Raw genomic sequence first — 26,712 nt, 5'->3', positions numbered from 1 at the left:
GATACTGGCCGCATGGGGAAGGTTCCGGAGCAAAGGCGCCTGCTACGCGCCAAGGACCTGATGGACAGCCGCTACGCCGAGCCGCTGGACGTGGCCGAGGTGGCGCGGGCCGCGTACATGTCGAAGGCGCATTTCAGCCGTGAGTTCCGGCGGACCTTCGGGGAGACGCCGCACCAGTATCTGCTGACCCGCCGGATGGAGCGCGCCGCGGCGCTGCTGCTCACCACCGGCCGGACGGTCAGCGACATCTGCGGGCAGGTGGGCCTGCTCAGCGTCGGCGCGTTCACCACGAGTTTCGGGCGGACGTTCGGCCTGTCGCCGACGGCCTACCGGGCGAGGTTCGCCCCCGCCGCGCACCGGGCGCGCGTCCCGGCCTGTGTGCTGCGGGCGTGGGGCCGGCCGGTGCGCGCCGAGGGGAGTGCCTGAGCGATGCGGCTGCGGCTCACGCACGCCAACCTGTGGGTGCCCGATCAGGACGAGGCGCTGGACTTCTATGTCGGCAAGCTCGGCATGGAGGTCCGTGAGGACGTCTCGATGCCCGAGATGAACGGATACCGCTGGCTCACCGTGGGGCCGCCCGGGCAGCCGGAGGTGTCGTTCATCCTGAACGTCCCCCGGCCCCCGGTCGTCGACGACGGCACCGGTGACCAGGTGCTGGAGCTGGTGGCCAAGGGGACGGCGGGCGGGTTCCACCTGGAGACCGACGACTGCCGGGGCGCGTACGAGCAGCTCAGCGGCGCCGGGGTCGAGTTCGTCGAGGAGCCGGAGGAGCGGCCGTACGGGATCGACGCCATGTTCCGCGACCCGTTCGGTCACCGCTTCCGGCTCGTGCAGACGTTCGTCAGGCGCTGAGGCCGGGGCCGGAGCGCAGCGCCCGGAGCTCGGCTTGGAGACGGGAGCGCAGGTCGGCGAGGGTGTCCATGCGTTCCTCGACGGCCCGCAGGCGCTGCTCGTACAGCTTGACTGCCGCGTCGCACGGGGGCTCGCCCGCCAGGTCCACGGTCAGGCAGCCGCTGATCTGCCGGATGTCGTCCGAGGTGAGCCCGGCGGCCAGCAGCGTGCGGATGTTGCGCACGAGGGTCTCGGCGGACGGGTCGTACTCGCGGTAGCCGTTGCCGCCCCGGACGGCGGTGAGCAGGCCCTGCTGCTCGTAGTAGCGCAGGGCGCGGGTGGTCGTCCCGGTCCGGCGGGCCAGCTCTCCGATGCGCACGGTCCCTCCCACGGTCGTCGGCCTGTCTGCAGGCTAGCGGCGGCAGGCCAGCGCGAACATGGCCAGGCCGAGCAGCGTGAACCCGGAAGCGGCCAGCAGCACCCCCGCCGCGCCTCCGGCGGCCAGCGCCAGCCCGCCGGCCGAGCCCGCGACGGCGATGCCGGCGTACATGGCGCTGGTGTTCAGCGCCAGGGCCTCCGTGCCGGAGGGGCCGGCGATGCGCAGCAGCCGCGCCTGGCTGGGGGCGTTGAACGCCCAGCCGCCGATCTGCCAGCAGGCCAGCACCAGGGCGAGCAGCAGCGCCGGCGTCCGGCCGGGCCACAGCCACGCCAGCGCGGTCAGCGTCAGCGTGCCCGCGCTCTGCACCGCGAGAGCCAGGAAGATCGTGCGCTCGGGGCCCAGCCGGTCGGCGCCCCGGCCGCCGAGCCACGCCCCGGCCATCCCCGCGACGCCGATCACCGCGATGAGCAGCGCGAGCCCGTACGTGGTCACCCCGGACAGAGCTTGCGCGATGGGGTCGATGTAGACGAACGTCATCAGGCCGCCGGCCGCGCCGGGCACCATGGCGGCGAGCGAGACGAGCACGGGGCGGCTCGCCAGCGGGGCCAGCCGCCGCCCGAGCGTGAGGGGCGGCGCCTTGTCCAGGGCGGGCATGAACAGTCCCAGGCCGGCGGCCGTCACCAGCGCCAGGGCCGCGACGAACAGCATGGTCGAGCGCCAGCCGGCCAGGCCGCCCAGCCAGGTGCCGAGCGGGACGCCCGCGAGCAGCGACAGGGTCAGCCCGGTCGCCACCGTCCCCATGAACCGGCCCGCCCGCCCAGGCGGGGCCAGGACGGCGGCGGTCGCGAACGCGGCCGGGGTGATCATCGAGGCGGTGACCGCGGCCAGGACCCGGCAGACCATCAGGGCGGTGTACGTGGGAGCGAGCGCGGCCAGGGCGTTCAGCGCGGCGAAGGCCAGCATCCCGCAGATCATGACGGCCCGGCGGGGCAGCCGCGCGGTCGCCACGGCGGCCAGGGGCGCGGCGGCGGCGTAGGCCAGGGAGAACGCCGTGACGAGCTGGCCGGCCGCCGATTCGGTCACCCGGAGGTCGGCGGCGATCTCGCCGAGCACGCCGGCGATGACGAAGTCGTCGGTGCCGATGACGAACGTCAGCAGCGCGAGGCAGAGCAGCCAGGCGGGGGATCGGCCGCGTCCCGTGGTGGATCGGAGGCGGGCTGCTGGGGTGGAGGCGGTCATGCCGGGACGCTAGAACGTTGACCCCGGCGTCAAGGTCAAGCCCGTTGGGGGAACCGGTCCGGGAGACCCAGGGAGACGGCGGCGACGCGGCGGGCCAGGAGGCGGGCCGGGTCCAGGACGGGGACGGGCACCCGGCGGCTGTCCAGGGCGAGGACGATCTCGGTGCAGGCCGCGACCACCCGTTCGGCGCCGCGATCGGCGAGTGCGCGGGCGACCTCGGCCAGGGCGTGCCGGTGCGCCGGGGTGACGGCGCCGGCCTTGACCGCGGCGATCGCCGCCGACACGCGCTCCTGCTCGTCGCCTGACGGTTCGAGAGGTGCGACGCCCCGGCCGCGCAGCGCGTCCGCGTACAGGCCGGAGTGCAGGGTGCCGGCGGTGGCGAGCAGCCCGGCGGCGGTGACGCCGTCGGCGGCGAGGGCGTCGGCGGTGACCTCGACGATGCTGACGAGCTCGAGCCCGGCCTCGTCGGCGAGGCGGGGGACGAAGGCGTGCGCGGTGTTGCACGGCACGGCCAGCACCTCGCACCCGGCGCGGCTGAGCGCCTGGATGCCCTGCCGGAGCTGCGGGGTCGGGTCCTCGCCGAGGCCGAGCAGGCTCAGCGAGCGGTCGGGGACGCGCGGGTCGCCCCAGATGACGACCGGCACGTGGCTCTGGTCGCCTCGGGCGGGGGTCTCCTCGACGAGCTTGCCGTAGAAGTCGGCGGTGGCGGCGGGGCCCATGCCGCCCAGGACGCCGACCAGGCGCGGCGGACGGGCCGGCCGGTGGTGCGACCGGGTCACGGGATGCGTCCTCTCCTTCGCGGCCGGTGGGACAGCCGCGGGCAACAGGATCGCCGGATAAGGTGACTTTTCGCGAAAAATGCTGCAATCGGTCATCCGGGGAGGCATGGTGCAGGAATCCGGCAGACTGCTGTCCGAGGCCGAGCTGGAGCTCATCGACGCCCTCCAGATCAACCCGCGCGCGAGCTGGGTGGACATCGGCCAGGCCACCGGCTCGGACCCGGCCACGGCGGCGCGGCGCTGGCAGCGGCTGACCAGTTCGGGTGAGGCGTGGACCACCGTCGCGCTCGGCAAACGGCAGATGCACGAGATGAGCATGGCGTTCCTGGAGATCGACTGCGCGGCGGGCGCGGCCGTCGAGGTCGCGGCGACGCTGGCCGAGGCCAGGCACCTGATCACCGTGCAGCACGTCGCCGCCGGGCACGACCTGTTCGTGATCGCCGCGGCGGCCTCGATGCCGGCGCTGGCCGACTACCTGCTCACCGACCTGCCCCGGGTGCCCGGCGTCGCCAAGGTGCGCACCCACCTGGCGACGCGCGTGTTCGAGGCGTCGTGCCGCTGGCGGCTGCGGGTGCTGCCGCAGGGCGCGGCGGCCGGGCTGGCCAGGCGCAGCGGGCCGCCCGAGTCCACCCGGCGGATGGACGGGATCGACCGGCGGCTCTTCCACGCACTGCTGGCCGACGGCCGGGCCGGCTACGCCGAGCTGGCCGCGACCGTCGGCACCTCCGAGCGGACCGTGCAGCGCAGGCTCTCCAGGCTCGTCGCCACCGAGGACATCGACTTCCGCTGCGACCTGGCCCGCTCGCACGCCGGCTGGCACTCCTCCGCCGTGCTGTGGCTGCGCCTGCCCGACCGGCTCCTGGAGGAGACCGGCACGGCGCTGCTCGGCTGGCCGGAGACCCGCACCTGCGCCGCCCTGGCCGGGACCAGCAACATGCTGCTCACCGTCGGCCTGCACGCCGTCACCGACCTGCACCCGCTGGTGATGCGCCTGGAGCGGAAGTTCCCGTACGTGACCGTCGCCGACCGGCAGGTCGTGCTGCGCCAGACCAAGCTGTACGGCAGGCTGCTCGACCCGGCGGGACGCTGCACCGGGGTCGTGCCCGTCGATCCGTGGAGCCTGGCGCCGCACCCGTGACCGGTGGGGCGGTCAGCGGGGCGGCGGGATCGCCCCGCCCAGCGACTCCCAGGCCAGCCCGGCACGCAGCACCGCCTCCTCGGACCGGGCGACCAGCTGCAGGTCGCCGATCGCCAGCGCGGGCAGCCCGAGCGCGGACACCACCGCGGTGATCCGGCCGGCCTCGCCCCGGACGGCGGCCTCGTCGCAGCCCGCCCGGGGCGCGGGGCCGCCGAGCGTGGGCATGATCAGCAGGTCCAGCCCGGCCGTGCGGTCGGCGAACCCGGCCCGCGCGGCGCCCAGCGCCTCGACGGCAGCCGCGTAACGGTCCCGGCCGATCCGGCCGGCGTCGTCGAGCTTGCGGCGCACGCCGTCGCTGTAGTGATCGGCGTTCCTCGGGTAGGTGGCCTCGTGCGTGCGCCGGGCCTGCGCGCCGACGATCGTCCAGTAGGGGGCGAGGATGTCGTACGGCAGCGCGACCTCGCGGAGTCCGGCGCCGAGCCCGGCGAAGGCGGCGGCCTGCGCGCAGCCCTCGGCGACGCCGACCGTCCATCCGGCCAGGGAGGAGAGCGGGGCGACGGGGGTGCCGGACAGCGCCTCCCACACCCGGGCGAGGTCGGCGACCGAGGTGGCCATCGGGCCGACCACGTCGAACATCGGCGCCAGCGGCGCGACGCCCGCGCCCGGCACCGCGCCCGCGCGGGGCCGCAGCCCGACCACGCCGCAGCAGGCCGCCGGCATCCGCACCGAGCCGCCGGTGTCGGTGCCCAGGCCGAACCTGGCGATGCCGGCCGCCAGCGCCGCCGCGGTGCCGCCGCTGGAGCCGCCGGGGGACAGGTGCGGGTGGCGCGGGTTGCGCACGTCGCCCCAGTGCGGGTTCTCGCTGGTCACGCCCCAGGCGAACTCGTGCTGGTTGGCCTTGCCCACCAGCAGCGCACCGGCCGACTCCAGCACCTCGACGCACGGCGCGGTCGTCAGCGCCTCCTCGGCGCCGTACAGGATCGAGCCCCTGGTGGTGGGGAGGCCGGCCACGTCGATCATGTCCTTGGCCACGAACGTCCAGCCGTCGAGCGGCCCGCCGGGCGGCCGGGCGGGAAGCGTGGCGAGCCTGTCGATCACGGGGGCCGGGCCTGCCTCGATGAGGATGTTGTGGTCACCGTGCCGTCTGATGGCCTCGGCCGAAGTGGCGATCGCCGCCGCGCGTTCCATGGGTCTCCTGTCGAAGGTGCTGTGCGGAATTGATAGCGCTCAGACCTCCAGGGCGTCCAGGAGCGCCCGCAGCCTGGCGGTCTCGCGGTCCGGCCTGACCAGGGCGAAGATGCTGCGGCTGGTGTTCAGCCAGGGCACGTCGGCGACGACCACGCCGGGGCCGTGCCGGGCCAGCGCCAGGTCGGCGACGAACGCCGCGCCCACCCCGGCCTCGATCAGCGACATCGTGATCTTGAAGTCGTCGGAGTGGCAGGCCACCCGGGGGTGCAGGTCCCAGCGGGAGAACACGCCGTCGAAGAACGAGGCGTCGCTGCTGCCCGGGTGGTGCACGATCCACGGCAGGTCGACGAGCTGCTCGGCCCGGTACGGCGACAGGTCGGGCCAGCTCGCGGGCAGCACCAGCCGGTAGCGGTCCTCGGCGATCCACCGCCTGCTCAGCGCCGACGGCCACGACAGCCCCGAGTTGCCCACCTGGTAGACGATCGCCGCGTCCATCTCGCCGCCCGCGCCCAGGTGCGGGATGAGCTGCGACGGCTCGGCGACCGAGATCCGCACCCCGGCCAGGTCCGCCTGCTCCAGCTGCCCCAGCACCTCGGCCAGCCGGTCGGCGAAGCTCGGGAACACGCCGAGCCGGATCTGCCGCTCGCTGCCCCGGTGCACGGCCTGGACGGAGGCGATCATGCGCTCGATGTCGACGAGGACCGTCTCGGCGTGCCTGGCCAGCACCTCCGCCGCGTCGGTCGGCAGCACGCTGTGCGCCGAGCGCTCGAACAGCCGCACGCCGATCTTCTTCTCCAGCGCGGCCATCTGCTGGGAGACGGCCGAGGAGGTGTAGCCGAGCCGATTCGCCGCCGCGGCGAAGGAGCCCAACTGGATGACCTCACGCAGAGTGCGAAGGTGTTCCGGCTTCAGCATTAGCGTTCCTTGCTCTCAGGGTTGCTAAATGCCGTGTTTATAGCGCTTCCGCGTTCTTTTAGCTACTCCTACAGTGATGCTCACCGTCACTCCAGCACCCTTGAGAGTCACTTTGAGCATCCGTGTGTACCGCAACGCCGCCATCCACACCGGGGCGGACGGCCGCCCGCCGGCCCAGGCCATGGCCGTGGACGGCGAGCACCTCGTGGCCGTCGGCACCGAGGCCGAGGTCCGCGAGGCCGCGGGCCACGGCGCCGAACTCGTCGACCTGGACGGCGCCGCCGTCCTGCCCGGCCTCTACGACGCCCACATCCACACCGCCCAGTACGCCCACAGCCTCGACGCCATCGACCTGCGCGACGTCCGCTCCCTGGCCGACGCCCTCACCCTGATCGGCGCGCACGTCGCCAGGCTGCGCCCCGGCGCCTGGCTGTTCGGCGGCCGGTGGAACAGCAACACCTGGAACCCCCCCGCCCAGCCCGACCGGTACGCGCTCGACTCCGTCAGCGGCGACCTGCCGATCGCGCTGCCGAACATCGACGGCCACACCGTGTGGGCCAACTCCGCCGCCCTGCGCCTGGCCGGCATCGACGCCACCACCCCCGACCCCGTCGGCGGCGAGATCGTCAGGGACGCCAACGGCGAGCCCACCGGCATCCTGCGCGAGTCCGCCTCCTACCCGCTGCGCGCCCTCATGGTCTCCGACGACCTGAGCGACAAGCTGCGCCGCGCCCAGGACGAGCTGCTCTCCCTCGGCCTCACCAGCGTGCACGACATCGACGGCGAGGACTGCCGCGACGCCTACCTGCGGCTGCGCGACGCCGGCCAGCTCAAGATCCGCGTGCACAAGGCGATCCCGACCGTCCACCTGGAAGCGGCCATCGCCGAAGGACGCCGCACCGGCCAGGGCGACGACTGGATCCGCACCGGCCCGGTCAAGATCTTCAGCGACGGCGCGCTCGGCTCGCACACCTGCCACATGAGCGAGGCGTTCGCCGGCGACTCGGACAACGTCGGCATCGCGGTCACCCCGTACGACGACCTCGTCAAGCTGTTCAGGACCGCGGCGGACGCCGGCGTCGCGATCGCCACGCACGCCATCGGCGACCAGGCCAACCACCTCGTGCTGGACGCCTACGAGGCCATCGGCCGCACCCCCGGGCTGCGTCACCGCATCGAGCACGCCCAGCACCTGCGCCCGGCCGACCTGACCAGGATGGCCAGGCTCGGCGTCGTCGCCTCCATGCAGCCCGTCCACTGCACCAGCGACATCGACCTCGTCGACTCGCTGCTCGCCGGCCACGACCTGGCCTCCTACGCCTGGCGCGGCATGCTGAACGCCGGCGTCGCGCTGGCCTTCGGCTCCGACGCCCCCGTCGAGCACCCCGATCCGTTCGCCGCGCTGTACGCCGCGGTGACCCGTACCCGCCAGGACGGCACCCCCGTCGGCGGATGGCAGCCGGAACAGCGGCTGAGCATGGCCGAAGCGATCACCGCGCACACCCTCGGCGCGGCCTACGCGGCAGGCGAGCAGGACCGCAAGGGCCTGCTCGTCCCCGGCATGCTCGCCGACTTCATCGCGGTGGACACCGACCCCTACCAGGAGTCGCCAGACGCGGTGCTGCGCACCAAGGTCATGACCACCGTTGTCGGCGGCGAAGTCCGCTGGCAGCGAGCCTGAAGGAGAGCCACCCCCCGTGAACACCCGTATCCCCACCCTCCTCGTCAGCGGCGCCCTGCTGGCCGCCACCGCCGCCTGCGGCGCCCAGTCCCTCGACGCCGCCGCCGGTGGCGACGCGGAGCCCGCGGCGGAGGTGGTCCTCGACCAGGCCCCCGCCGAGGAGAAGGCGGCCGGCGTCATCAACGCCATCACCCCGGACAAGGAGCTCGCGGCCAAGGTCCCCGCGGACGTCAAGGCCGAGGGGCTGAAGGTCGTCTCCTCCATCGGCTACCCGCCCATGGAGCTGTGGGCGAGCGACGGCAAGACGGCCATCGGCTTCGACCCCGCGCTGGCCAGGGCCATCGCCAGGAAGCTCGGCGTCAAGTACACGCTCACGGACGAGGAGTTCAACTCCCAGATCCCCGGCGTGCTCACCGGCCGCTACGACTTCGTGATCTCCTCCATGACCGACAACGCCGAACGCCAGGCGAAGATCACCTTCGTCGACTACGTGAAGGCCGGCTCCGGCCTGCTCGTCAAGAAGGGCAACCCGGCCGGCGTCAACACCCCCGCCGACCTGTGCGGCAAGACCGTCTCCGTCGTCGACAACGGCTCGTCCCTGGAGCTCGCCGAGAAGTACGACGCCGACTGCAAGTCCGGCGGCAAGCAGGCGCTGAACATCCTCAAGTTCCCCGGCGACACCGAGGCCATGCTCCAGGTCATCAACGGCCGCGCCCAGGCCACCATCACCGACTATGTCGTGGCCGCCTACAAGGCCGCCGACCCCAAGGTCGAGGTCGAGGCCATCGCGCTCGAAGGCACCGAAAGCCCGTGGGGAATCGGGATGAAGCCCGACAACACCGCCCTCATCGAATCGGTCAAGGGCGCGCTCGACTCCCTGATCAAGAGCGGCGAGTACGGCAAGATCCTCGCCGCCTGGAACCTCGACAAGCTCGCCGTCGAGTCGGCCGTGGTCAACGGCGGGAAGTAGCGTGCGCACCGAACCGATCGCCGGCCCGTCGGGGGCCATGATCCCCGTCGCCCGCACCCGCCACTGGGGCCGCGTCCTGTCCGCCGTGGCCGCCCTGGCGATCTTCGGCTGGCTGCTCTTCCTCCTCGTCGTCAACCCGCGCCTCGACTGGAGCGCGGTGGCCACGTACCTGTTCAACGAGCGGATCCTGGCCGGCGTCTGGGTCACCGTCGAACTGTCCATCCTGGCCACCATCCTCGGCCTGGTGCTCGGCGTGGTCATCGCGATCATGCGGCTGGCGCACAACCCGGTGCTGAGCCGGCTGGCGACGCTCTACATCTGGTTCTTCCGCGGCACGCCCGTGCTGGTCCAGCTCATCTTCTGGTACAACCTGGCCTTCCTGTTCCCGGCCCTCATCATCAAGATCCCGTTCACCTCGATCGGCCTCATGTGGGACACCAACCAGGTGATGACCGGGTTCACCGCCGCCATGCTGGGACTCGGGCTCAACCTGGCCGCCTACTTCGCCGAAACCGTGCGCGCCGGCATCCAGGCCGTCGACACCGGCCAGAGCGAGGCCGCCTACGCGCTCGGCATGACCCCGGCCAAGCGCATGCGGGTGATCGTGCTGCCCCAGGCGCTGCGCATCATCATCCCGCCGACGGGCAACGAGTTCATCTCCATGCTGAAGACCACCTCACTCGTGTACGTCGTCGCCGGGCACGACCTGATGACCAACGCGAGCCAGATCTACAAGACCAACAACATGATCATGGAGCTGCTCATCGTGGCCAGCCTCTGGTACCTGCTCCTGACCACCGTCGCCACCTTCCTGCAAGGCCGGCTGGAACGCCGCTTCGGCTCCGACGCCGTCCGGCTCGTCCGGCGCGGCGGCGTCGCCGCCAAGGTCCTGCCCAAGGTGCCCGCGTGAGCCCCGTCGTGCGCGCCACGGGCGTGCGCATGAGCTACGGCGACGTCCAGGTGCTCAACGGCGTCGACTTCGAGGTCGCCGCCGGCGAGGTCAGCTGCGTCATCGGCCCGTCCGGCTCCGGCAAGTCCACGTTCCTGCGCTGCCTCAACGGCCTCGAACCGGTGCTCGGCGGCAGCCTGCGCGTGCTCGGCGAGGAGGTCGGCCACACCCTCCGCGACGGCCGCTACCACCCCTGGTCGCCCAAGGAGTACGCGGCCTTCCGCAAGAACATCGGCATGGTGTTCCAGCGCTTCAACCTGTTCGCCCACCACAGCGCGCAGGAGAACGTCGCCTGCGGGCCCGTCCACGTCCTCGGCACCCCCAAGGACCAGGCCGGCAAGCTGGCGCTCGAACTCCTCGACCGGGTCGGCCTCGCCGACCACGCGCACAAACGGCCGCACCAGCTCTCCGGCGGCCAGCAGCAGCGGGTCGCCATCGCCAGGGCGCTCGCCATGAACCCCGCCCTGATGCTCTTCGACGAGCCCACCTCGGCGCTGGACCCCGAACTGGTCGACGAGGTCCTGGAGGTCATGCGCGACCTGGCCGCCGACGGGATGACCATGGTCGTCGTCACCCACGAGATCGCCTTCGCCCGCGAGGTCGGCGACCGGCTCACCTTCTTCGCCGACGGCGTCGTCGTCGAGCAGGGCCGCCCCGCCGAGCTCCTGGCCAACCCCGCCCACGAACGGACCAGGGCGTTCCTGTCCAGCGTCCGCGGCCCCGGCGCCCCGGAGGCGGCCCTCCGATCGGACGCCTGAGGAGTGGTCAGGCCGTGAACGTCTTGACGTAGGCGCTCACGCGGTCGGTGAGCTGGGGCTCGGAGAGGTCGAGGTGTTCAAGGATGGTGTAACGGCCCGGACGGGTGCGCGGCGCGTACGCCACGGCCTTGGCGAAGTCGGCATCCGACAGGCCGAGGTCGGCGGGCGTGCGCGGGAGGCCGTGGCGGCGCAGGCACGCGGAGATGAGCTCGGCCTTGGCGTCGTCGCCGCGCAGGAACGTGCAGAACAGCGCGCCCACTCCGGCGAGCTCGCCGTGGCTGGCCGTGCCGGGGAACAGCTCGTTGACGGCGTGCATGATCTCGTGGTCGCCGCCGCTGGCCGGGCGGCTGGACCCCGCCACGGCCATCGACATGCCCGACATGATCAGCGACTCGGCCAGCACGGTGAGGAACTCGTCGCCGCGCGCCGGGCCCGGCTGGTGCAGCACCACCAGGGCCGCCGACCTGGCCATCGCCACCGCCAGGCCGTCGATCTGCTCGCCTACCTCCGCCGCGGCCAGCTCCCAGTCGGCCACCGCCGACAGGTCGCTGATCACGTCGCCGATCCCGGCCGTGGACAGCGCCGCCGGGGCGGACCGGACGCGGTCGAGGTCCACCAGGACGGCCGTCGGCATGACGACCCCGTAGGAGCCGGTGCCCGATTCGTGGCGCAGCGTGCTGACGGGTGAGGCGATGCCGTCGTGGCCCAGGCTCGTGGTCACCGCGACCATCGGGATGCCCGCCATGTGCGCGGCGAACTTGGCCACGTCGATGGTCTTGCCGCCGCCGATGCCCGCGATCGCCTCGAACTGGCCGGAGCGCAGCCGCTGCCCGAGCTCGACGGCCGAGGCCAGGCTGCCGTCGGGGATGCGGAGCACCTCGGCGCCGTCGATGCGCAGCTCGTCGCGGATGGCGTCGCCCTGGCTGGGGCCGACGGCGACGGCCACCCGGCCGCTGCGGGCGATCTGCAGGTCGGACAGCAGCGTGCCCAGACCGGCGACCGCGCCGGCCCGTACGTCGATGAACAGGGGCGCGGCGAGCATGCGGGCCAGCAGGGGCATGGGTGTCCTTGTCGTCGGTGGCCGGGTGTCCGGCCGATCATAGGCCGGAGGTCAGGTCATGAGGCCGTGTTCCCAGGCCCAGGCGGCGATCTCGACGCGGTTGCGGGCGGGGAGCTTGGTCAGGACGGTCGAGACGTGGCCCTTGACGGTGCTGAGGGAGATGGAGAGCGAGGCGGCGATCTCGTGGTTGGTGCGGCCCCGGGCGAGCGCGCGGACGATCTCGGTCTCCCGGTCCGACAGGGGGACGCGCGGGGCCGGGGCCCCGGCGGAGGTCAGGTGGTGCAGCAGCCGCGGCGTGATCGACGGGGAGATGAGCGCGTCCCCGGCGTGCGCCGCCCGGACGGCCTCCACGAGCAGGTCAGGCCCGGCGTCCTTGAGCACGAACCCGGCGGCGCCGGCGCGCAGCGCGCCGTGGACGTACTCGTCCAGGTCGAAGGTGGTGACCACGACGACGCGCAGCGGGTCGGGCACGCCGGGGCCGGCCAGGGCGCGGGTGACCTCGACGCCGTCGCGGCGCGGCATCCGCACGTCGACCAGGCACACGTCGGGGCGCAGCCGCCGGGCCAGGGTGATCGCCTCGTCGCCGTCGGCGGCCTCGGCGACGACCTCGAAGCCGGGCCGGTCCTCCAGGATGACGCGCAGGCTGGCGCGTACCATCGCCTGGTCGTCGGCCAGCAGCACGCTGACGGTCACGGCCGCTCCCCGGGCAGGGGGAGCGTGGCGCGGACGGACCAGCCGCCCGGCTCGGGGCGCGGGCCGGCGTCGAGGGTGCCGCCGAGGGCGTCGAGGCGTTCGCGCATGCCGAGCAGGCCGTAGCCGCCGCGGCGAGGGCGGCGGGCGGGGGCGGGCGGGGCGTCGTAGCGTCCGACCAGGTCGGTGAGGCTTTCGCGGGGCGGCGGGGTGGGCTCGCGCAGCAGGCCGACGAGGCGGCGGGTGGCGGCGAGCGCGTCGGAGCCGGCGCTCTCGATGCCGGTCAGCGAGCCGCTCACCCGGTCGGGCTGTTTGCGGGCGAGCACCTGGGCGGCCTGGGCCTGGAGCACGATGCCGGTGACGTGGTGGGCGACGACGTCGTGCAGTTCGCGGGCGAGCCTGAGGCGTTCGTGGCGGCGTACGTCCTCGGCCCTGGCGTGGCGGCGGGCGTGCAGCAGGCGGACGGCCAGGCCGGTCGCGGCCCCGGCGAGCCACGCGCCGAGGTTCAGCGCCAGCACGGGCGGGAGCGCGGCGGACGGCCGGGCGGTGAGCAGGGTGCAGGCGGCCACCGCCAGCCCGCCGCCCGCGACGGCGGCCGCCTGGCGGACCGGGAGCACCCGGACGGCCGAGCCGACCAGCACGGACAGCCCCAGCGCCATCGCCGGGCCCGGCTCGGCGGGCAGTCCGGCCGACCGGGAGGTCAGCGCGGCGGCCACCGCGACGGCGAACCCGGCGAACGCCGTCAGCCGCCGCGCCCGCCGGCGCGCCAGGGCGAGCCCGCACACGATCGCCCCCGCCACGCAGCCGAAGGCCCAGTAGCCGGGGCCCCAGCTGGTGGCGACCTGACGGGCCCAGAAGGCCAGCAGGACGGCGAACACCGCCGCGAGCCCGGCCTCCGCCGTCGCCCGCGTACGCTCGTCCCGTCGGTCCCGGCCGTTCACGCGGTTCAGGGTAGGCCGCCGGTCCCGCCCCGCTGCACCGGCCGAAAGGACGATTCCGCCCGGTTCATGCGGTGGGTGCGGTCGGCGGGGTGGCATTCTGGGAGGCGGCCGTCGTAAGGAGACCAGTGATGACGCAGCCCGCGTTCCGCCGCACCCCGCTCACCACGGACGAAAGGGCCCGGAGTGAGGCGGGCTTCGTGCCGCTGGTCGTCGAGCACCTCACCACGCACGGGCGGTTCCGGGTGAGCGCCGACACGCCCGAGATGGTGGAGCTGTTCCAGGCGGTCGCGCGGCAGGCGGGCGAGAGGCTGGGGCGGCCCGTGGTCAGCTACGCCAACGGCCGCTACATCGTGATCACATTCGCCGACGAACCGGCTGAACTTCGTCCAGCAGGCCCATGACCAGGGCGTTGACCTCGTCGGGCCGGTCCAGCGGGGCCAGGTGGCCCGCGCCGGGCACGACGGCGTAGCGGCCGCCGGGGGCGAGCGAGGCGGCGCGGCGGACGACGGCCTCGTTCACGGCGGTGTCGTGCTCGCCGTGCACCCACAGCGACGGCGCCGCGAGCCGGTGCAGGTGCGGCAGGTGGTTCAGCCGCATGCGGCGCGGCCCGTACGCGGTGATCTGCCAGTCGTCCAGGGCGGCCTCGCCGTGCGCGGCGCGGGCGCGCGCCTCGGCCTCGGTCATCGCCATCACCTCCGCGAAGTCGCGCGTACGCTCCCCCTCGGCGAGCGCGTCGACCATGGAACGCCGCAGATAGGCGGAGGAGGCCAGCCACTTCATGGTCCAGCGCAGCGCGGGCCGGAAGCGCAGCGCGAGCCAGGTGACGAACTGCCAGGGGCGCACGTCGTCCAGCCCGCCCGGGTTGACCGCGACGAGCGCGCTGACCCGTTCGGGGCGGGTGAGCGCGTAGCCGGTGGCGAGGCCGCCGCCCATCGACAGGCCGACGAACGGGGCCCGGGCGACGCCGAGCCGGTCGAGCATGTCGTCGAGCACGCCTTCCAGCCGCTGCTGGTCCAGGGTGCCGGTCCAGGGGCGTGAGCCGCCGTGCCGGGGCAGGTCGGGGGCGATCACGTGCCGGGTGACCGCCAGGGCGGGGATCAGGTGGCGCCAGATGAGCGGGGCGACGTCCAGCATGGCGCCGTGCAGCAGGACCACGGGCGGGGCGGCCGGGTCTCCGCTCCGGTGCACGCTGAGCGGGCCGCCGTCGAGTCGCAGCACGGTGGTGGAGGTGGTCATGGTGCTCCCATCTGGGCGTCGAGCCGGTCGAGCAGGGTGGCGTGCGCCTGGCGCACCGCCGCCGCGTCGGCCCCGGCGGGGTCGAGCTCCCAGCCGGCGCTGATCAGCGAGCTCATCTCGCGTACGGCCCGCGCGAGCCGCTCGCGGGGCAGGTCGCCCAGCACGGGGGCGGCGTTGATCAGGCCGACGGAGAAGACGGACATCACCAGCGAGGCCGCGTCGGGGTCGACGTCGCCGCGCAGCAGCCCGGCCTCGCGCAGGTCGCTCGCGTAGCCGGTCAGCCAGTCGAGGCGCGGCCCGTACCGTTCGGGGCCCTTGTCGCGTACGTAGTCGCCGAGGACGGCCGTGTCGGCCAGGTAGAAGGCGAGCATGAGCTCGTCGGCCAGCAGCGCGTCCATGCTGATGCCGTACAGCTCGGAGAGCGTGACGGGGCCGTCGTGACGCTCGACGCGCCCGCGCACGGCGGCGGCCAGCTCCCGCATGGAGCGCGCCAGCACGGCGTCGAGCAGCGCCTCCTTGGAGGGGAAGTCGAGGTAGACGGCGCCCTTGCCGATGCCGGCGCGCCGGGCGATGTCGGCGATGGTGGCGCGCGGGTAGCCCTTCTCCAGGATCACGGCGCGGGCGTGGTCGAGGATCACCGCGGCGCGGTCGGGGATCGTGGGGCGTGGCATGCGGCCTCCCGGGATCGAGGTAGTGACCACACTAGCAGTTCTGGTCACTACCGCCGATCCCGGGAGGCCGGCCCGGTCAGTAGGAGCGGCCGAAGACCACCCGCTTGCCGTAGGCGGCGGGCCGGCCGCAGCGCACGCAGACCCCGGTCTCGGCGGCCCCGTCGAGCGGGACGCACCGGGGCGTCGCGCCGGTCTCGGCCTTGATGTCGCCCTCGCAGGCGGGCTCGCCGCAGTGCGGGGCCAGCGCCCAGCCCGAGGCGACGGCATCGGTGAACGAACCCCAGTCGCCGGCCGCCCGCGTGTGGGCGTCGCGGAACTCGGTGGCCCGACGCAGCAGGAACGCCTGGAAGTCGTCCAGCACCCCCGGCAGCACCTCGGCGGACGAGTCGAGGGGGATCGGCTGCTTGCCCTCGTCGCCGAGCCGCTTGACCATGACCACCGTGCCGGACTCCAGGTCACGCGGCCCGAGCTCCAGCCGGACCGGCACCCCGCGCAGCTCCCAGTCGTTGAACCGGTAACCCGGCGACAGGTGGGCGCGGTCGTCGACGTGCACCCGCACCCCGGCCGCCCGGAGCCGCCCGGCGAGGTCGCGGGCCGCCGCCGGCACCTCGTCGCCCCGGCCGATCGGCACGATCACCACCTGGTGCGGCGCGAGCCGGGGCGGCAGCACCAGGCCCTTGTCGTCGCCGTGCGTCATGATCACGCCGCCGATCATCCGGGTCGACATGCCCCAGGACGTCGTGTGGCAGGTCTCCTGCCTGCCCGTCTCGGCGGTGTAGCGGATGTCGAACGCCTCGGCGAAGTTCGTCCCCATGTAGTGGGAGGTGCCCGCCTGGAGCGCCTTGCCGTCGCGCATCATGGCCTCGATGGTGAACGTGCGTTCCGCACCCGCGAACCGCTCCCCGGCGGTCTTCTCGCCCGGCACCACCGGCAGCGCCGCGATGTCGCGCGCCACCTCGGCGTAGAGGTCCAGGGCCAGCATCGTCTCGCGCATCGCGTCGTCCCGGTCGGCGTGCGCCGTGTGGCCCTCCTGCCAGAGGAACTCCGTGGTGCGCAGGAACATCCGGGGCCGCATCTCCCAGCGCACCACGTTGGCCCACTGGTTGAGCAGCAGCGGCAGGTCACGGTGGGAGGAGATCCACTTGGCCATCATCTCGCCGATGATCGTCTCGGAGGTCGGCCGCACGATCAGCGGCTCCTCCAGCTCCTTGCCGCCCGCGTGCGTGACGACCGCGAGCTCCGGCGAGAAGCCCTCGACGTGCTGGGCCTCGCGCTGCAGGTAGCTCTCCGGGATCAGCAGCGGGAAGTACGCGTTCTCGTGACCGGTGTCCTTGATCCGCCAGTCCAGCTCTCCCTGGAGCAGCTCCCACAGCCGGTAGCCATACGGTCGGATGACCATGGTGCCCTTCGCCGGCCCCCGGTCCACCAGCTGGGCCTTGGCGACCAGCTCGTTGTACCAGGCAGAGAAGTCCTCGCTCTGAGGTGTCACACCGCGTTCATCACGTCCCATCCACAGAGAATATCGGGCGCTGTCCAGGGATTTTCGGCGTTCCGGCCCGCTGCTAGGGTGCCCGCATGGCGGTGCCGGAACGGCTGGCCTGGGCCGTCGACACGCTCGGCGTCCAGGCGGGAGAGCGGATCCTGGAGATCGGCTGCGGCCGCGGCGTGGCGGTCGAGCTGGCCTGCGACGCCGGAGCCACGGTCACCGCGATCGACCGCTCGGCCACGATGATCGAGGCCGCCCGGCAGCGCAACGCCCACCACGTCGCCGCCGGGCGGGCGATCCTGCGGACCGCGGCGCTGACCGACGCCGACCTGCTGGGGCGGCTGCGGCTGGACGGGTTCGCCACCGAGGTGCTGACCGGCGGCGACACCCTGCTGTGCGTGCGCGCCCGGCCCGAGGGTCAGGTCAGCGCGTAGCCCAGCACCTGTTCGTGGACGAGACCTTCGCAGCCGGCCTGGTCGGTGACGAGGTGGTCGCCGCCCGCCGAACGGCACCGGTGCAGGGCGACGGAGCCGGGCACCTGGCTCGTGTGGATGTGGCCGACCGGCCCCATCGCGAACTGGCCCTCGCAGCCCGGGTCACGGGTGAGCATGGTGTGCGCGGCGACCTTGCACTCGTACAGCGGCACGGTGCCGGCCGCCTGGTTGCGCAGCAGCTTCCACACGCGCTCGTGGGTGAAGCCGGGCGGCAGCAGCCGGGAGGTGGCCACGTGCCCCTTGGCCGGGTCGTAGCCGCGCCGGAGCTGGGTGTGGGGCAGCAGCTCGAACCCGCACGACAGCCGGGGCGGCGACAGGTCGGCGCGGTTGGCCAGCGCCCAGGTCGCCCAGGCGGGCTTGGCCGAGCCGTCGGTACGGCGCAGGCCCACGCCGAGGCCGGCGGCCGTCTCGTCCGGGTGGTCGGTCATGCGGTGCCAGATGTAGCTCTCGATGCCCGGGGTGCCGAGGACGTTGCGGAAGCTGTTGCAGAGCTGCGCGGCCTGGGCGGCCTCCGACGAGGGCGACAGGGAGTTGACGCCGCTCTCGGTGAGCTGCACCTGCCAGGCCGAGGGCGTGCCGGGGAACTGCTGCCGCAGCCAGCCCACGAGCACGCCGATGTTGCCGTAGGTGACGCGGGGGAAGTCGTCGGCGGAGAACTGCGGCGCCAGCAGGTTCGGCGGGTACGGGTGGTAGGCGACGCGCCAGGCCCGGTTGCCCGCCCGGGCGGCCAGGCCCTTGAGCACGGTCATGCCCGACAGCATGGCCTCGTGCGCGGCGGGCCGGTCGTAGGCGGTGCCGAAGTAGTGGTCGAGCGAGGTGAGGACCTTGGCGGTGGGCTGCTGGGCCATGACGGCGTCGTAGGCGGCGTTGTACGTGGCGGCGATCGCGTCGAGCCAGGCGGTGGTGTCGCAGGGCGTGCCCTGGCCGCAGCCGATGTCGAACCAGATGTTGCTGTTGACCTCGTTCATGACGACGAAGTCGGCGATGCGGCCGTTGCCGTGCTGCCCGTCGTAGCGCTGGGCGAGCATGCCGGCGAAGCGGCCGTACTCGGCGGGGTCGTTCGGCACGCAGAACTTCTCGAAGCCGGGGGCGTGCGGGGTGCAGGTGCGGCCCTGCCGCGCCCAGGCGGGGGTGCCGTAGACGACGGCGGTGACGACGAGGCCGCGGGCGGTCCAGTCCTTGACGGCGGCGTCGACGGCGGCGTTGACGGTGTAGCAGCGTCCGCCGAACTCCTGGGCGCCCGTGGCGCACGGCGGGGTCCTGACGCTGGGCTCCCAGTCGGACCAGACGAGGTTCATGGCGACGCCGCCGGCGTTGTTGCCGGATATTTCGTTCTTGTCGGGCCAGAAGTCCGGCTGGAGGCCCTTGATGCGGTAGTCGGAGCGGGTCGGGTACGGCAACGCGGCTGTGGCGTCAGCGGGGACGGCGGCGACGAGGAGTAAGAGGAAGGCGACGAGCCAACGCATGGGACCTCCTGGATTTAAACGTCTCAACAATGACGCCCAGAAGGCAGCCCGGCAAGACCCGTTTTCCTGCGGGGATCGGCTTTGAAACGTGCCTAGCCGCTCGTCGACGCCCTGACCATGAGCTCCGGCTGGAAGACGATCTCCTGGTGCCAGTGGCCCGAGTCGCCCCGCGCGTCGGTCAGCAGCAGCTCGGCGGCGGCCTGGCCGAGCTGGTGCTTCGGCTGGCGCACCGAGGTCAGCGCCGGCGACAGCAGCGCCGCGAACTCCACGTCGTCGTAGCCCATGACCGCCATGTCGTGCGGCACCGAGACGCCGCGCCGCTCCAGCCCGCGCAGCGCGCCCAGCGCCACCGTGTCGTTGACGCAGAACAGCGCCGTCGGCCCGCCGCGCGCCGGCAGCCGCTCCAGCGCGGCCTCACCCTCGCGCGGGGTGAGCGCGGGCAGCGTGATCTCGGTGATCACCTCGTCGGGGTCGAGCCCGGCCGCGCGCACCGCCTTGACCAGCCCTTCCCTGCGGTCGGCGCACTGCCGCACGATCGGCGGCCCGTTGAGGAACGCGATGCGCCGGTGGCCCAGCGACAGCAGGTGCGCGCCGGCCAGCTCGCCGCCCCGGACGTTGTCGACCGCCACCGCGCACAGCTGGGAGTCGGCGCCCGGCCGGTCGAGCAGCACCATGCCGATGCCGCGCCGGCGCAGCTCGACCAGGTGGGAGATGTCCTGCCCGGCGGGCGTGATGAGGATGCCGGGCACCCGGTGCTGCTCCAGGATCTGCAGGTAGTGGGCCTCCTTCTCGATCGAGTCGCCGGAGCTGCAGAGCACGAGCAGGAGCTGCTCCTGCGACAGCCTGGTCTCGATGCCGGGCAGCACCTCGGAGAAGAACGGGTTGCCGATGTCGCGCACCATGACGCCCACCGAGCGGCCGGAGCCGCCGCGCAACTGCCGGGCGGGCGCGCTGGGCACGAAGCCGAGCGCCTTGATGGAGGCGCGCACCCGGCGCAGCGTCGGCTCGGCGACCAGCTCGGGCCGGTTGAGCACGTTGGAGACCGTGCCCACGGACACGCCGGCGTGGGCCGCGACGTCGACCATGCTGAGCCGGCGGCGCTCGGCCGGCCTGTGGATGTCGGTCACCGGGGGAAAGCCCTTCTGGTCACCTGGCTGGAAGCGTCCAGTCTACCTGTTGAAATGTTTCAGCCGACCGTGCCGTCGGGCCGGGCCTGGGGGAGCGGGCATTGACGCGGAGACCTCGGACTGTTTACGGTGCGCAGATATTGAAATGTTTCAACTAGCTTGGGAGTCCAATGCATCTCGCCGTGACCGATCCGCGGGTGGAAGGGCTGAGCGAGCCCCTGGGCCTGGACGTGCGCGCGCCCGGCTTCTCCTGGCGGCTCACCGGCCCCGGCCGCGGGCGGGCGCAGAGCGCGTACCGGCTGATCGTGGCGCGCGAGGGCGACCCGGTGGACGACGGGGCCGAGCTGGTCTGGGACAGCGGCGACGTGACCTCGGCCGCGACGTACGACGTCCCGTACGGCGGGACGGAGCTGCGGCCGCGGACCCGCTACCACTGGCGGGTCAGGGTGGCCGACGAGAGCGGCGCGTGGTCGGCGTGGGGCCCGGCGCACTGGTTCGAGACCGGGCTGGGCGACGCCGGCGGCTGGACGGCCGGCTGGATCGGCACACCCGCCGTACCCGGCTCGGAGCGGCTGCCGTCGCTGGAGAACGTGCCGCGCGTCTGGGTGGCCGGGCCGCTCGGCCCGTCGCCGGCGGAGAGCGGGGCGTTCCGGACCCGGTTCACCGTGCCGGGCGGGGCCAGGCCGCTGTCGGCGTCGCTGGTGATCGGCGGCGGCACGGCGGTCGAGGCGTACCTGAACGGCGAGCCGGTCGCGGGGGAGACGCGCGACGGCGCGTTCGTGGCCGAGGCCGGGGACCTGGTCGCCTCGGGCGAGAACGTGCTCGCGATCAGGGCTGACGGGTCCGGGCTGTGCGTGCGGCTGGAGGTCGTGGTCGAGGGCCGGCCGGTGCTGCCGCAGCTCGTGCCGGTGGCCGGGGAGAGCGCGGTGACCGTCACGTCCGGCGGCCGGTGGCGGGCGAGCGGCGAGCCCGGCGACGGGTTCGAGCAGCCGGGCTACGACGACTCCGGGTGGTCGCTGGCCGAGGAGGTGGGCCTGCACGGCGACCCGCCGCACGGCCGCGAGCCGATCGGCGACCGGCCCAGCCCCTACCTGCGCCGCGAGTTCGGCGTGCCGTCGCCGGTGCGCCGGGCCAGGCTGTACGCCACCGCGCTGGGCGTCTACGAGATGCACCTGAACGGCACCCGGGTCGGCGCCGACCACCTGGCCCCCGGCTGGACCGACTACCGCCACCGCGTCACGTACCAGACCTACGACGTGACGGCGCTGGTGTCGGAGGGGCGCAACGCGATCGGCGCGGTCCTGGCCGACGGCTGGTACGCGGGCCACATCAGCTGGTTCGGGTCCTTCCAGTACGGCAGGCGGCTCGCCTTCCGCGCCGAGCTGGAGATCCTGCACGACGACGGCAGCGTGACGCGGCTGTGCACCGATCGCGACTGGCGGGCCGGGTCGGGCGCGATCCGCTACGCCGACCTGCAGAACGGCGAGCGGCAGGACCTGGCCGCCGAGCCGCTCGGCTGGACGGCGGCCGGGTTCGACGACTCCGGCTGGGCGCCGGCGGTGCCGGTGAGCCCGCCCTCGGGCCGCCTGACCGCCGCCGTCGCGCCGCCGATCCGGGTGCACGAGGAGCTGGAGCCCGTGGCCGTGTGGGAGCGGCGGCCGGGCGTGTGGATCGCCGACTTCGGGCAGAACCTGGTCGGCTGGGTCCGGCTGACCGGCCGCGCCGGGCGCGACCGGCCGGTGGTGCTGCGCCACGCCGAGGTGCTCGACCACGAGGGCGGGCTGCACCTGGCCAACCTGCGCTCGGCGCGGGCGACGGACGAGTTCCTGCCGCGCGGCGGCGGGGCGGAGACGTTCGAGCCGCGCTTCACCTTCCACGGCTTCCGCTATGTCGAGGTGTCAGGGCTGCGCGAGGCCCCGGCGGAGCTCATCGCCCGGGTGGCCCACGCCGCGATGGAGCCCGCGGGTGAGTTCGCCTGCTCCGACGAGCGGCTGGACAAGCTGCAGCGCAACATCGTGTGGGGGCAGCGGGGCAACTTCGTGGCCGTCCCCACCGACTGCCCGCAGCGTGACGAGCGGCTGGGCTGGACCGGCGACATCTGGGCGTTCGCGCCCACCGCGCTGTTCAACTACGACGCCGCCGCCTTCCTGCGGAGCTGGCTGGCCGACGTGGTCGACGCGCAGGCCGACGACGGCGCGGTCACGCACGTGGCGCCCGACGTGCTGTCGGGGCGCGGGCTGTCGCCCAACGCCAAGGAGGCGGGCTCGCCCGGCTGGGGCGACGCGCTGGTGATGCTCCCGTGGGCGCTGCACCGGCTGCGCGGTGACGCCGGGGTGGTCGCCGCCTGCTTCGAGCCGATGCTGCGCTGGCTGGCGTACCTGGAGCAGCGCTCCGGCAACGGCGTCTTCCCCGAGGAGGGGTTCGGGGACTGGCTGTCGATCGGCGCCGAGACGCCCAAGCGGCTCGTCGGCACCGCGATCTTCGCGCTGTCGGCACGGCAGCTCGCCGGGCTCGCCGGCACGCTCGGCCGGGGCGAGGACGAGCGGGCCTGCATGGAGCTGTACGGGCGCGTCCGGCAGGCGTTCCGCGCGGCCTTCGTCGAGGGGCCCGGCGTGGTGGCGAGCGGGACGCAGACCGCGTACGTGCTGGCCATCACGGCCGGGCTGCTGGAGGAGCACGAGCTGCCCAGGGCCGCCGCGCGGCTGGCCGGCGACATCGAGGCGCGCGGCGGCCACCTGTCGACGGGCTTCCTCGGCACGCCGTTCCTGCTGGACGCGCTCACCTCGACCGGGCGGCTGGACGTGGCGTACCGGCTGTTGACGCAGGACACGTTCCCGTCGTGGCTCTACCCGGTCGTGCACGGCGACGCGACGACGATGTGGGAGCGCTGGGACTCCTGGAGCCACCACCGGGGGTTGCAGGACCCGGGCATGAACTCCTTCAACCACTACGCGTACGGGGCCGTCGGCGACTGGATGTACCGCACGGTCGGCGGGCTGGCCGCCGGATCGCCCGGCTACGCCGACGTCGTGGTGCGCCCGCGCCCCGGCGGCGGCATCACGTGGGCGCGCACCGCGCACCGCACCCGGCACGGCCGGGTGGAGGTCGCCTGGCGGCAGGGGGACGACGGCTTCGCGCTGGACGTGGTGCTGCCGGCAGGCACGCGCGGCGAGGTGCACGTGCCGGCGCCGCCCGAGCGGGTGACCGAGGGCGGGTCGCCCGTGGCGGAGTCGCCGGGCGTGCTGTTCGACCGGCCCGGCGACGAGGGCGGGTCGGTCTTCCGGGTGGGTTCCGGCACGTACGCGTTCCGGACGTTTTAACGTTTCACCGTGGCTGCCCGTACATCCCGAAATGTCGGGTTTAAGGCAGCCACGGTGAACAAACCGTTATCCCAGGCTATTGACACAAATAGAGGGGATCGCGAGACTCGAAACGTGTCTGAAACGTTCAAATCAACGCAGGACACGGCAAGGTGAGAGGCAGTTCCATCGTGACCAGCACAAAGGCGCGCCGCCGGCTCCCGTGGGGCGTCTATCTCGTTCTCCTCCCCACGTTCGCCCTGCTCGCGGCGTTCGCGTACTACCCCGCGCTGAACGGCATGGTCCACTCGCTCTTCGAGTGGCGGCCGGGCTTCGAGTCGCCCTTCGTCGGTTTCGAGAACTACCTCACGATGCTCGGCGACGACCTGTGGTGGGCCTCGTTCCGCAACATCGGCGTCATCTTCGTCTGGGCCGTCACGCTCATGTGGGTGTTCCCGCTGCTGGCCGCCGAGCTGGTGATGTCGCTGTCGAGCGAGCGGCTGCGCTTCGTCTTCCGCACGCTGCTCATCCTCCCGCTCGCCTTCCCCGCGGTGGTCAACGTGCTGCTGTGGCAGTTCATGTACGACCCGCGCGACGGCGTCATCAACAGCCTGCTGCGCGCGGTGGGACTGGACGGGGTGGCCGCCAACTGGATCGGCGACCCCGACACCGCCCTGGTCGCGCTGATGACGATCGGCTTCCCCTGGGTGGCGAGCCTGCCGTTCCTGGTCTTCCTGTCGGCCCTGCAGAACGTGCCCGCGGAGATCTACCAGGCCGCCGAGGTCGACGGGGCCGGGCGGCTGCGCCGCTTCTGGAGCATCGACCTGCCGATGATGCTGCGCGACGTCAAGCTGCTGTTCGTGCTGGCGGTGATCTCGGTGCTCCAGTACGGCATGCAGGCGCACATCATGACCAAGGGCGGCCCGGACAACGCCACCCAGGTGCCGGTGCTGCGCATGCTCGACGCCGCCTTCCTGGACACGAGCTGGGGCTACGCCGCCACGCTCGGCACCGTGCTGTTCGCGCTGACGCTCGGCGTGAGCCTGGTCTCGCTGGTTCTCGGCAGGAAGGCGGGAGCGTGAGCCGCACGCGCAGGACCAACCTGGTGGCGGGCGCGGCGCTGTCGGTGCTCGCCTTCGCCGGGCTGTTCCCGTACCTGTTCATGCTGGCCGCCTCGGTCAAGGACAACGAGCAGTTCTTCGCCAGCTACTGGTCGCCGGCCTGGCCGGTCCACCTGGACAACTACGCGGTGGCCTGGGAGCAGGTCAGCCCGTACCTGTTCACCTCGTTCGTGGTGGCGGGGCTGGCCATCGCGGGCACGCTGGTGCTGGCTCCCGCCGCCGCGTTCGTCTTCGCCCGCTACCGCTTCCCGGGGCGCGGCGCGCTGTTCGGGCTGATCGCGGCGCTGCTCATGGTGCCGTCGATCACCAGCCTGATCCCGCTGTTCGTGCTGATGCGCGACCTGGGCATCCTGGACAGCCGGCTGGTGCTGATCATTCCGCACGTCACCGGCAACACGGTGTTCGGGATCGTCATCATGCGCACCTACATGGCGCAGATCCCCGAGGAGATCTTCGAGGCGGCGCGGGTGGACGGGGCCGGCGGCGTCCGCCTGTTCCTGGCCTTCATGCTGCCGCTGGCCCGGCCGGTCATCGGCACGGTGGCGCTGATGACCGTGCTGGGCGTGTGGAACGACTACTTCTGGCCGCTGCTCACCGTGCAGACCGACGAGTTCCGGACGATCCCGGCCGGCCTGGCGTTCTTCGCCAACCAGAACGTGCAGCAGTGGGGGCCGCTGTTCGCCGGATACGTGCTGGCCAGCCTGCCGCTGCTGGCGCTGTTCACGTTCCTGTCGAAGTGGTTCCTGGCCGGCATCCAGGGCGGCATCGTCTCCGGCAAGTGAGGTCATGCGGTTGTTTGAAACGTATCAACCACGAAAGGACCCAGCTCTCATGAGAACACCCCCCAAGAGCGGGCTGGCGGGCGCCGCCATGCTGCTCGCCCTGACAGGCTGCGGCCTGCTGGGCACCGGCGACAAAGGCGCGACCGGCGCCGACGGCAAGGTCACGATCACCCTGGCCGGCCCCAACCAGTGGAACTCCAGTGGCAGCAGCTTCGGCCCCGCCTGGGAGGCGATCGTCGACGCCTTCGAGAAGCGCGAGCCCGGCATCGAGGTCAGGACCCAGGTGCTGCCCCTCGACGGCTTCTCCCAGACGATCACCACCCAGCTCGCCGCCGGAACCGCGCCCGAACTCGTCTTCAACCAGCCGCCGCACAAGGCGCACGAGGTGCACGCCCTCGACGCCGAGCTCCAGAAGCCCAACCCGTACGTGCCGGGCAACCAGCGCTGGCTCGACGTGTTCAAGAAGGACTACTTCGGCCCCGGCGTCGCCAAGGCGCTCAGCAAGGAGAGCGGGAAGCTGGAGTACATCCCGTTCAACCTGGTCGCGATCGGCCTGTTCTACAACAAGGACGCCTTCGCCAAGGCCGGCCTCGACGGGCCGCCGGCCACCTGGGAGGACTTCAGGAGCGCCTGCAAGAAGCTGAAGGACGCCGGCTACGACCCGGTCGCGCTCGACAAGGGCGGCATGGCCGTGGGCTGGACCTGGGAGTCGATCAGCACCCAGCTCGTCGACAAGTACCACGACGAGTGGAACTTCTTCGACGCCACCGGCAAGCCCGGCAAGGCCACCGTCGCGCCTCTGGTGACGGAGAAGTCGCTCAGCAAGGCGATCAAGGAGGGCACGCTCAGCACGAAGACGCCCGAGGTCGCCGAGGCGCTCAAGCTCTACAAGGAGTTCTTCGACTGCGGCACGCCCAACTGGACGGGCGTGGCCGACGGCGGCGCGACGGTCGGCTACCGCGACTTCGTGGCCGGCAAGGCGGCCATGTCGTGGGGCACCGACTTCGCCGTCGAGGCGCTGAAGGCGGACGCGAAGTTCCCGCTGGCCACGATGCCGTTCCCGACGATCACCAAGGCCACCACGCCGCTGTCGAGCGACGCCCCGGCCCGCTACGGCGCCTCGATCGGCGGCACCAGCTACATGATCCCGTCGACGGTCAAGGGCGAGAAGTACGCGGCGGCGGTCAAGTTCCTGCAGTACATGAGCTCCCCGGCGATCAAGCCGTGGCTGGACGCGACCGGCGGCCTGCCCGCGATCGAGGGCGTCGAGCCGTCGCCCGAGACCGCCGGGCTGCTGGAGGGCGAGTGGGGCAAGACGTTCCGGGTCACCGGGCTGCCCGGCGGGCCCGAGGGGACCTCGTTCCGCGACGTGTTCGACGGCTACCTGCTCGGCGAGCGGTCGCTGGAGGAGGAGCTGGACGACCTGGCGAAGTGGTGGGACCGCGGCGTCGAGGCCGGCATCAAGAAGAACGCCTGGGGCGACGAGGACTGGGCGAAGTAGGAGGAGATGGG

General features: G+C 73.0%; 26 protein-coding genes. 13 read left to right on the top strand and 13 right to left on the bottom strand.

Features of this window, described 5'->3' with window-relative positions:
- The first annotated feature begins 12 nt into the window (after positions 1 to 12).
- Both AB0J53_RS27025 and AB0J53_RS27020 read left to right on the top strand, forming a co-directional pair.
- Entirely contained in the window at positions 13 to 426 is a 414-nt protein-coding gene (locus AB0J53_RS27025; protein WP_364177166.1) for an AraC family transcriptional regulator, read from the top strand.
- A 3-nt stretch (positions 427 to 429) separates the two neighbouring features.
- A complete protein-coding gene (locus AB0J53_RS27020) occupies positions 430 to 852 on the top strand; it encodes a VOC family protein (RefSeq protein ID WP_364177163.1) in 423 nt (140 codons plus the stop codon).
- Here the strand turns inward: AB0J53_RS27020 and AB0J53_RS27015 are convergent.
- From AB0J53_RS27015 to AB0J53_RS27005, 3 genes are read right to left on the bottom strand one after another with little or no spacing between them, the layout of a single operon-like run.
- Positions 842 to 1,210 carry a MerR family transcriptional regulator gene (locus AB0J53_RS27015; RefSeq protein ID WP_357586166.1) on the bottom strand — a complete coding sequence of 123 codons (369 nt, stop codon included), beginning with the start codon at positions 1,208 to 1,210 and terminating at the stop codon, positions 842 to 844. The two genes, AB0J53_RS27020 and AB0J53_RS27015, sit on opposite strands and share 11 nt — an antisense overlap.
- Before the next feature lie 33 nt (positions 1,211 to 1,243).
- Positions 1,244 to 2,449 (bottom strand): MFS transporter, encoded by a 1,206-nt coding sequence (locus AB0J53_RS27010; protein WP_364177160.1) that lies wholly within the window; start codon positions 2,447 to 2,449, stop codon positions 1,244 to 1,246.
- Positions 2,450 to 2,484: 35 nt separating this feature from the next.
- A complete protein-coding gene (locus AB0J53_RS27005; protein WP_364177157.1) occupies positions 2,485 to 3,228 on the bottom strand; it encodes an amino acid racemase in 744 nt (247 codons plus the stop codon).
- A gap of 106 nt (positions 3,229 to 3,334) precedes the next feature.
- Between AB0J53_RS27005 and AB0J53_RS27000 the strand changes: the two genes are divergently transcribed.
- Positions 3,335 to 4,366 carry an AsnC family transcriptional regulator gene (locus tag AB0J53_RS27000; RefSeq protein ID WP_364177154.1) on the top strand — a complete coding sequence of 344 codons (1,032 nt, stop codon included), beginning with the start codon at positions 3,335 to 3,337 and terminating at the stop codon, positions 4,364 to 4,366.
- 12 nt (positions 4,367 to 4,378) lie between these two features.
- Here AB0J53_RS27000 and AB0J53_RS26995 read toward each other — a convergent pair whose 3' ends face one another.
- Both AB0J53_RS26995 and AB0J53_RS26990 read right to left on the bottom strand, forming a co-directional pair.
- Positions 4,379 to 5,554, bottom strand: a complete 1,176-nt coding sequence (locus AB0J53_RS26995) for an amidase (protein ID WP_364177152.1) — start codon at positions 5,552 to 5,554, stop codon at positions 4,379 to 4,381.
- A gap of 39 nt (positions 5,555 to 5,593) precedes the next feature.
- Positions 5,594 to 6,469 (bottom strand): LysR family transcriptional regulator, encoded by an 876-nt coding sequence (locus tag AB0J53_RS26990; RefSeq protein WP_364177149.1) that lies wholly within the window; start codon positions 6,467 to 6,469, stop codon positions 5,594 to 5,596.
- A 112-nt stretch (positions 6,470 to 6,581) separates the two neighbouring features.
- On the opposite strand from AB0J53_RS26990, the gene AB0J53_RS26985 reads away from it, so the two are divergent.
- From AB0J53_RS26985 to AB0J53_RS26970, 4 genes are read left to right on the top strand one after another with little or no spacing between them, the layout of a single operon-like run.
- The gene (locus AB0J53_RS26985; protein ID WP_219500246.1) at positions 6,582 to 8,150 is read left to right on the top strand and encodes an amidohydrolase; all 1,569 of its coding nucleotides are present in this window, start codon (positions 6,582 to 6,584) and stop codon (positions 8,148 to 8,150) included.
- Between the two features lie 16 nt (positions 8,151 to 8,166).
- The gene (locus AB0J53_RS26980; RefSeq protein ID WP_364177147.1) at positions 8,167 to 9,120 is read left to right on the top strand and encodes an ABC transporter substrate-binding protein; all 954 of its coding nucleotides are present in this window, start codon (positions 8,167 to 8,169) and stop codon (positions 9,118 to 9,120) included.
- Position 9,121: 1 nt separating this feature from the next.
- Complete coding sequence (locus AB0J53_RS26975) at positions 9,122 to 10,030, top strand: amino acid ABC transporter permease (protein WP_364177144.1); 909 nt, start codon at positions 9,122 to 9,124, stop codon at positions 10,028 to 10,030.
- A gap of 29 nt (positions 10,031 to 10,059) precedes the next feature.
- Positions 10,060 to 10,827, top strand: coding sequence for an amino acid ABC transporter ATP-binding protein (locus AB0J53_RS26970; RefSeq protein ID WP_219500383.1), 768 nt, complete (start codon positions 10,060 to 10,062; stop codon positions 10,825 to 10,827).
- A gap of 7 nt (positions 10,828 to 10,834) precedes the next feature.
- Here AB0J53_RS26970 and AB0J53_RS26965 read toward each other — a convergent pair whose 3' ends face one another.
- The 3 genes from AB0J53_RS26965 to AB0J53_RS26955 all read right to left on the bottom strand — a co-directional run bounded on the left by AB0J53_RS26965 (position 10,835) and on the right by AB0J53_RS26955 (position 13,518).
- A complete protein-coding gene (locus AB0J53_RS26965; RefSeq protein WP_364177300.1) occupies positions 10,835 to 11,869 on the bottom strand; it encodes an iron-containing alcohol dehydrogenase family protein in 1,035 nt (344 codons plus the stop codon).
- A 69-nt stretch (positions 11,870 to 11,938) separates the two neighbouring features.
- The gene (locus tag AB0J53_RS26960) at positions 11,939 to 12,580 is read right to left on the bottom strand and encodes a response regulator transcription factor (protein ID WP_364177141.1); all 642 of its coding nucleotides are present in this window, start codon (positions 12,578 to 12,580) and stop codon (positions 11,939 to 11,941) included.
- Positions 12,577 to 13,518, bottom strand: coding sequence for a histidine kinase (locus AB0J53_RS26955; protein WP_364177138.1), 942 nt, complete (start codon positions 13,516 to 13,518; stop codon positions 12,577 to 12,579). The genes AB0J53_RS26960 and AB0J53_RS26955 overlap by 4 nt, the downstream gene beginning before the upstream one ends.
- A gap of 128 nt (positions 13,519 to 13,646) precedes the next feature.
- On the opposite strand from AB0J53_RS26955, the gene AB0J53_RS26950 reads away from it, so the two are divergent.
- Positions 13,647 to 13,919, top strand: a complete 273-nt coding sequence (locus AB0J53_RS26950) for a hypothetical protein (protein WP_219500250.1) — start codon at positions 13,647 to 13,649, stop codon at positions 13,917 to 13,919.
- Here the strand turns inward: AB0J53_RS26950 and AB0J53_RS26945 are convergent.
- The 3 genes from AB0J53_RS26945 to proS form a co-directional block, all read right to left on the bottom strand.
- Positions 13,873 to 14,754: an alpha/beta fold hydrolase gene (locus AB0J53_RS26945; protein ID WP_364177134.1), complete on the bottom strand. Its 882-nt coding sequence runs from the start codon at positions 14,752 to 14,754 to the stop codon at positions 13,873 to 13,875. The genes AB0J53_RS26950 and AB0J53_RS26945 overlap by 47 nt on opposite strands.
- Positions 14,751 to 15,425 (bottom strand): helix-turn-helix domain-containing protein, encoded by a 675-nt coding sequence (locus tag AB0J53_RS26940; protein WP_364177131.1) that lies wholly within the window; start codon positions 15,423 to 15,425, stop codon positions 14,751 to 14,753. Before AB0J53_RS26940 ends, AB0J53_RS26945 begins: the two co-directional genes overlap by 4 nt.
- Positions 15,426 to 15,501: 76 nt before the next feature.
- Positions 15,502 to 16,935: a proline--tRNA ligase gene (gene proS, locus AB0J53_RS26935; RefSeq protein WP_364177128.1), complete on the bottom strand. Its 1,434-nt coding sequence runs from the start codon at positions 16,933 to 16,935 to the stop codon at positions 15,502 to 15,504.
- 65 nt (positions 16,936 to 17,000) lie between these two features.
- Between proS and AB0J53_RS26930 the strand changes: the two genes are divergently transcribed.
- On the top strand, positions 17,001 to 17,345 hold the full coding sequence (locus tag AB0J53_RS26930; RefSeq protein WP_364177126.1) for a methyltransferase domain-containing protein: 345 nt from the start codon (positions 17,001 to 17,003) through the stop codon (positions 17,343 to 17,345).
- Here AB0J53_RS26930 and AB0J53_RS26925 read toward each other — a convergent pair.
- On the bottom strand, positions 17,330 to 18,871 hold the full coding sequence (locus AB0J53_RS26925; RefSeq protein ID WP_364177123.1) for a DUF5722 domain-containing protein: 1,542 nt from the start codon (positions 18,869 to 18,871) through the stop codon (positions 17,330 to 17,332). The genes AB0J53_RS26930 and AB0J53_RS26925 overlap by 16 nt on opposite strands.
- Positions 18,872 to 18,963: 92 nt before the next feature.
- On the bottom strand, positions 18,964 to 19,998 hold the full coding sequence (locus AB0J53_RS26920; RefSeq protein ID WP_308125604.1) for a LacI family DNA-binding transcriptional regulator: 1,035 nt from the start codon (positions 19,996 to 19,998) through the stop codon (positions 18,964 to 18,966).
- A gap of 182 nt (positions 19,999 to 20,180) precedes the next feature.
- Between AB0J53_RS26920 and AB0J53_RS26915 the strand changes: the two genes are divergently transcribed.
- From AB0J53_RS26915 to AB0J53_RS26900, 4 genes are all read left to right on the top strand, one after another.
- Positions 20,181 to 23,318, top strand: a complete 3,138-nt coding sequence (locus AB0J53_RS26915) for a family 78 glycoside hydrolase catalytic domain (RefSeq protein WP_364177120.1) — start codon at positions 20,181 to 20,183, stop codon at positions 23,316 to 23,318.
- 170 nt (positions 23,319 to 23,488) lie between these two features.
- Positions 23,489 to 24,379: a sugar ABC transporter permease gene (locus AB0J53_RS26910; protein WP_308125605.1), complete on the top strand. Its 891-nt coding sequence runs from the start codon at positions 23,489 to 23,491 to the stop codon at positions 24,377 to 24,379.
- A complete protein-coding gene (locus AB0J53_RS26905; RefSeq protein ID WP_219500261.1) occupies positions 24,376 to 25,200 on the top strand; it encodes a carbohydrate ABC transporter permease in 825 nt (274 codons plus the stop codon). Before AB0J53_RS26910 ends, AB0J53_RS26905 begins: the two co-directional genes overlap by 4 nt.
- A 49-nt stretch (positions 25,201 to 25,249) precedes the next feature.
- Positions 25,250 to 26,701 (top strand): extracellular solute-binding protein, encoded by a 1,452-nt coding sequence (locus tag AB0J53_RS26900; protein WP_364177115.1) that lies wholly within the window; start codon positions 25,250 to 25,252, stop codon positions 26,699 to 26,701.
- Positions 26,702 to 26,712: the final 11 nt, after the last annotated feature.

The organism is Nonomuraea sp. NPDC049725, assembly GCF_040674795.1.
Lineage (GTDB): Bacteria > Actinomycetota > Actinomycetes > Streptosporangiales > Streptosporangiaceae > Nonomuraea > Nonomuraea ceibae.
Note: the sequence above shows the minus strand (reverse complement) of the source record. Positions and strands in the feature narration are given on the sequence as shown.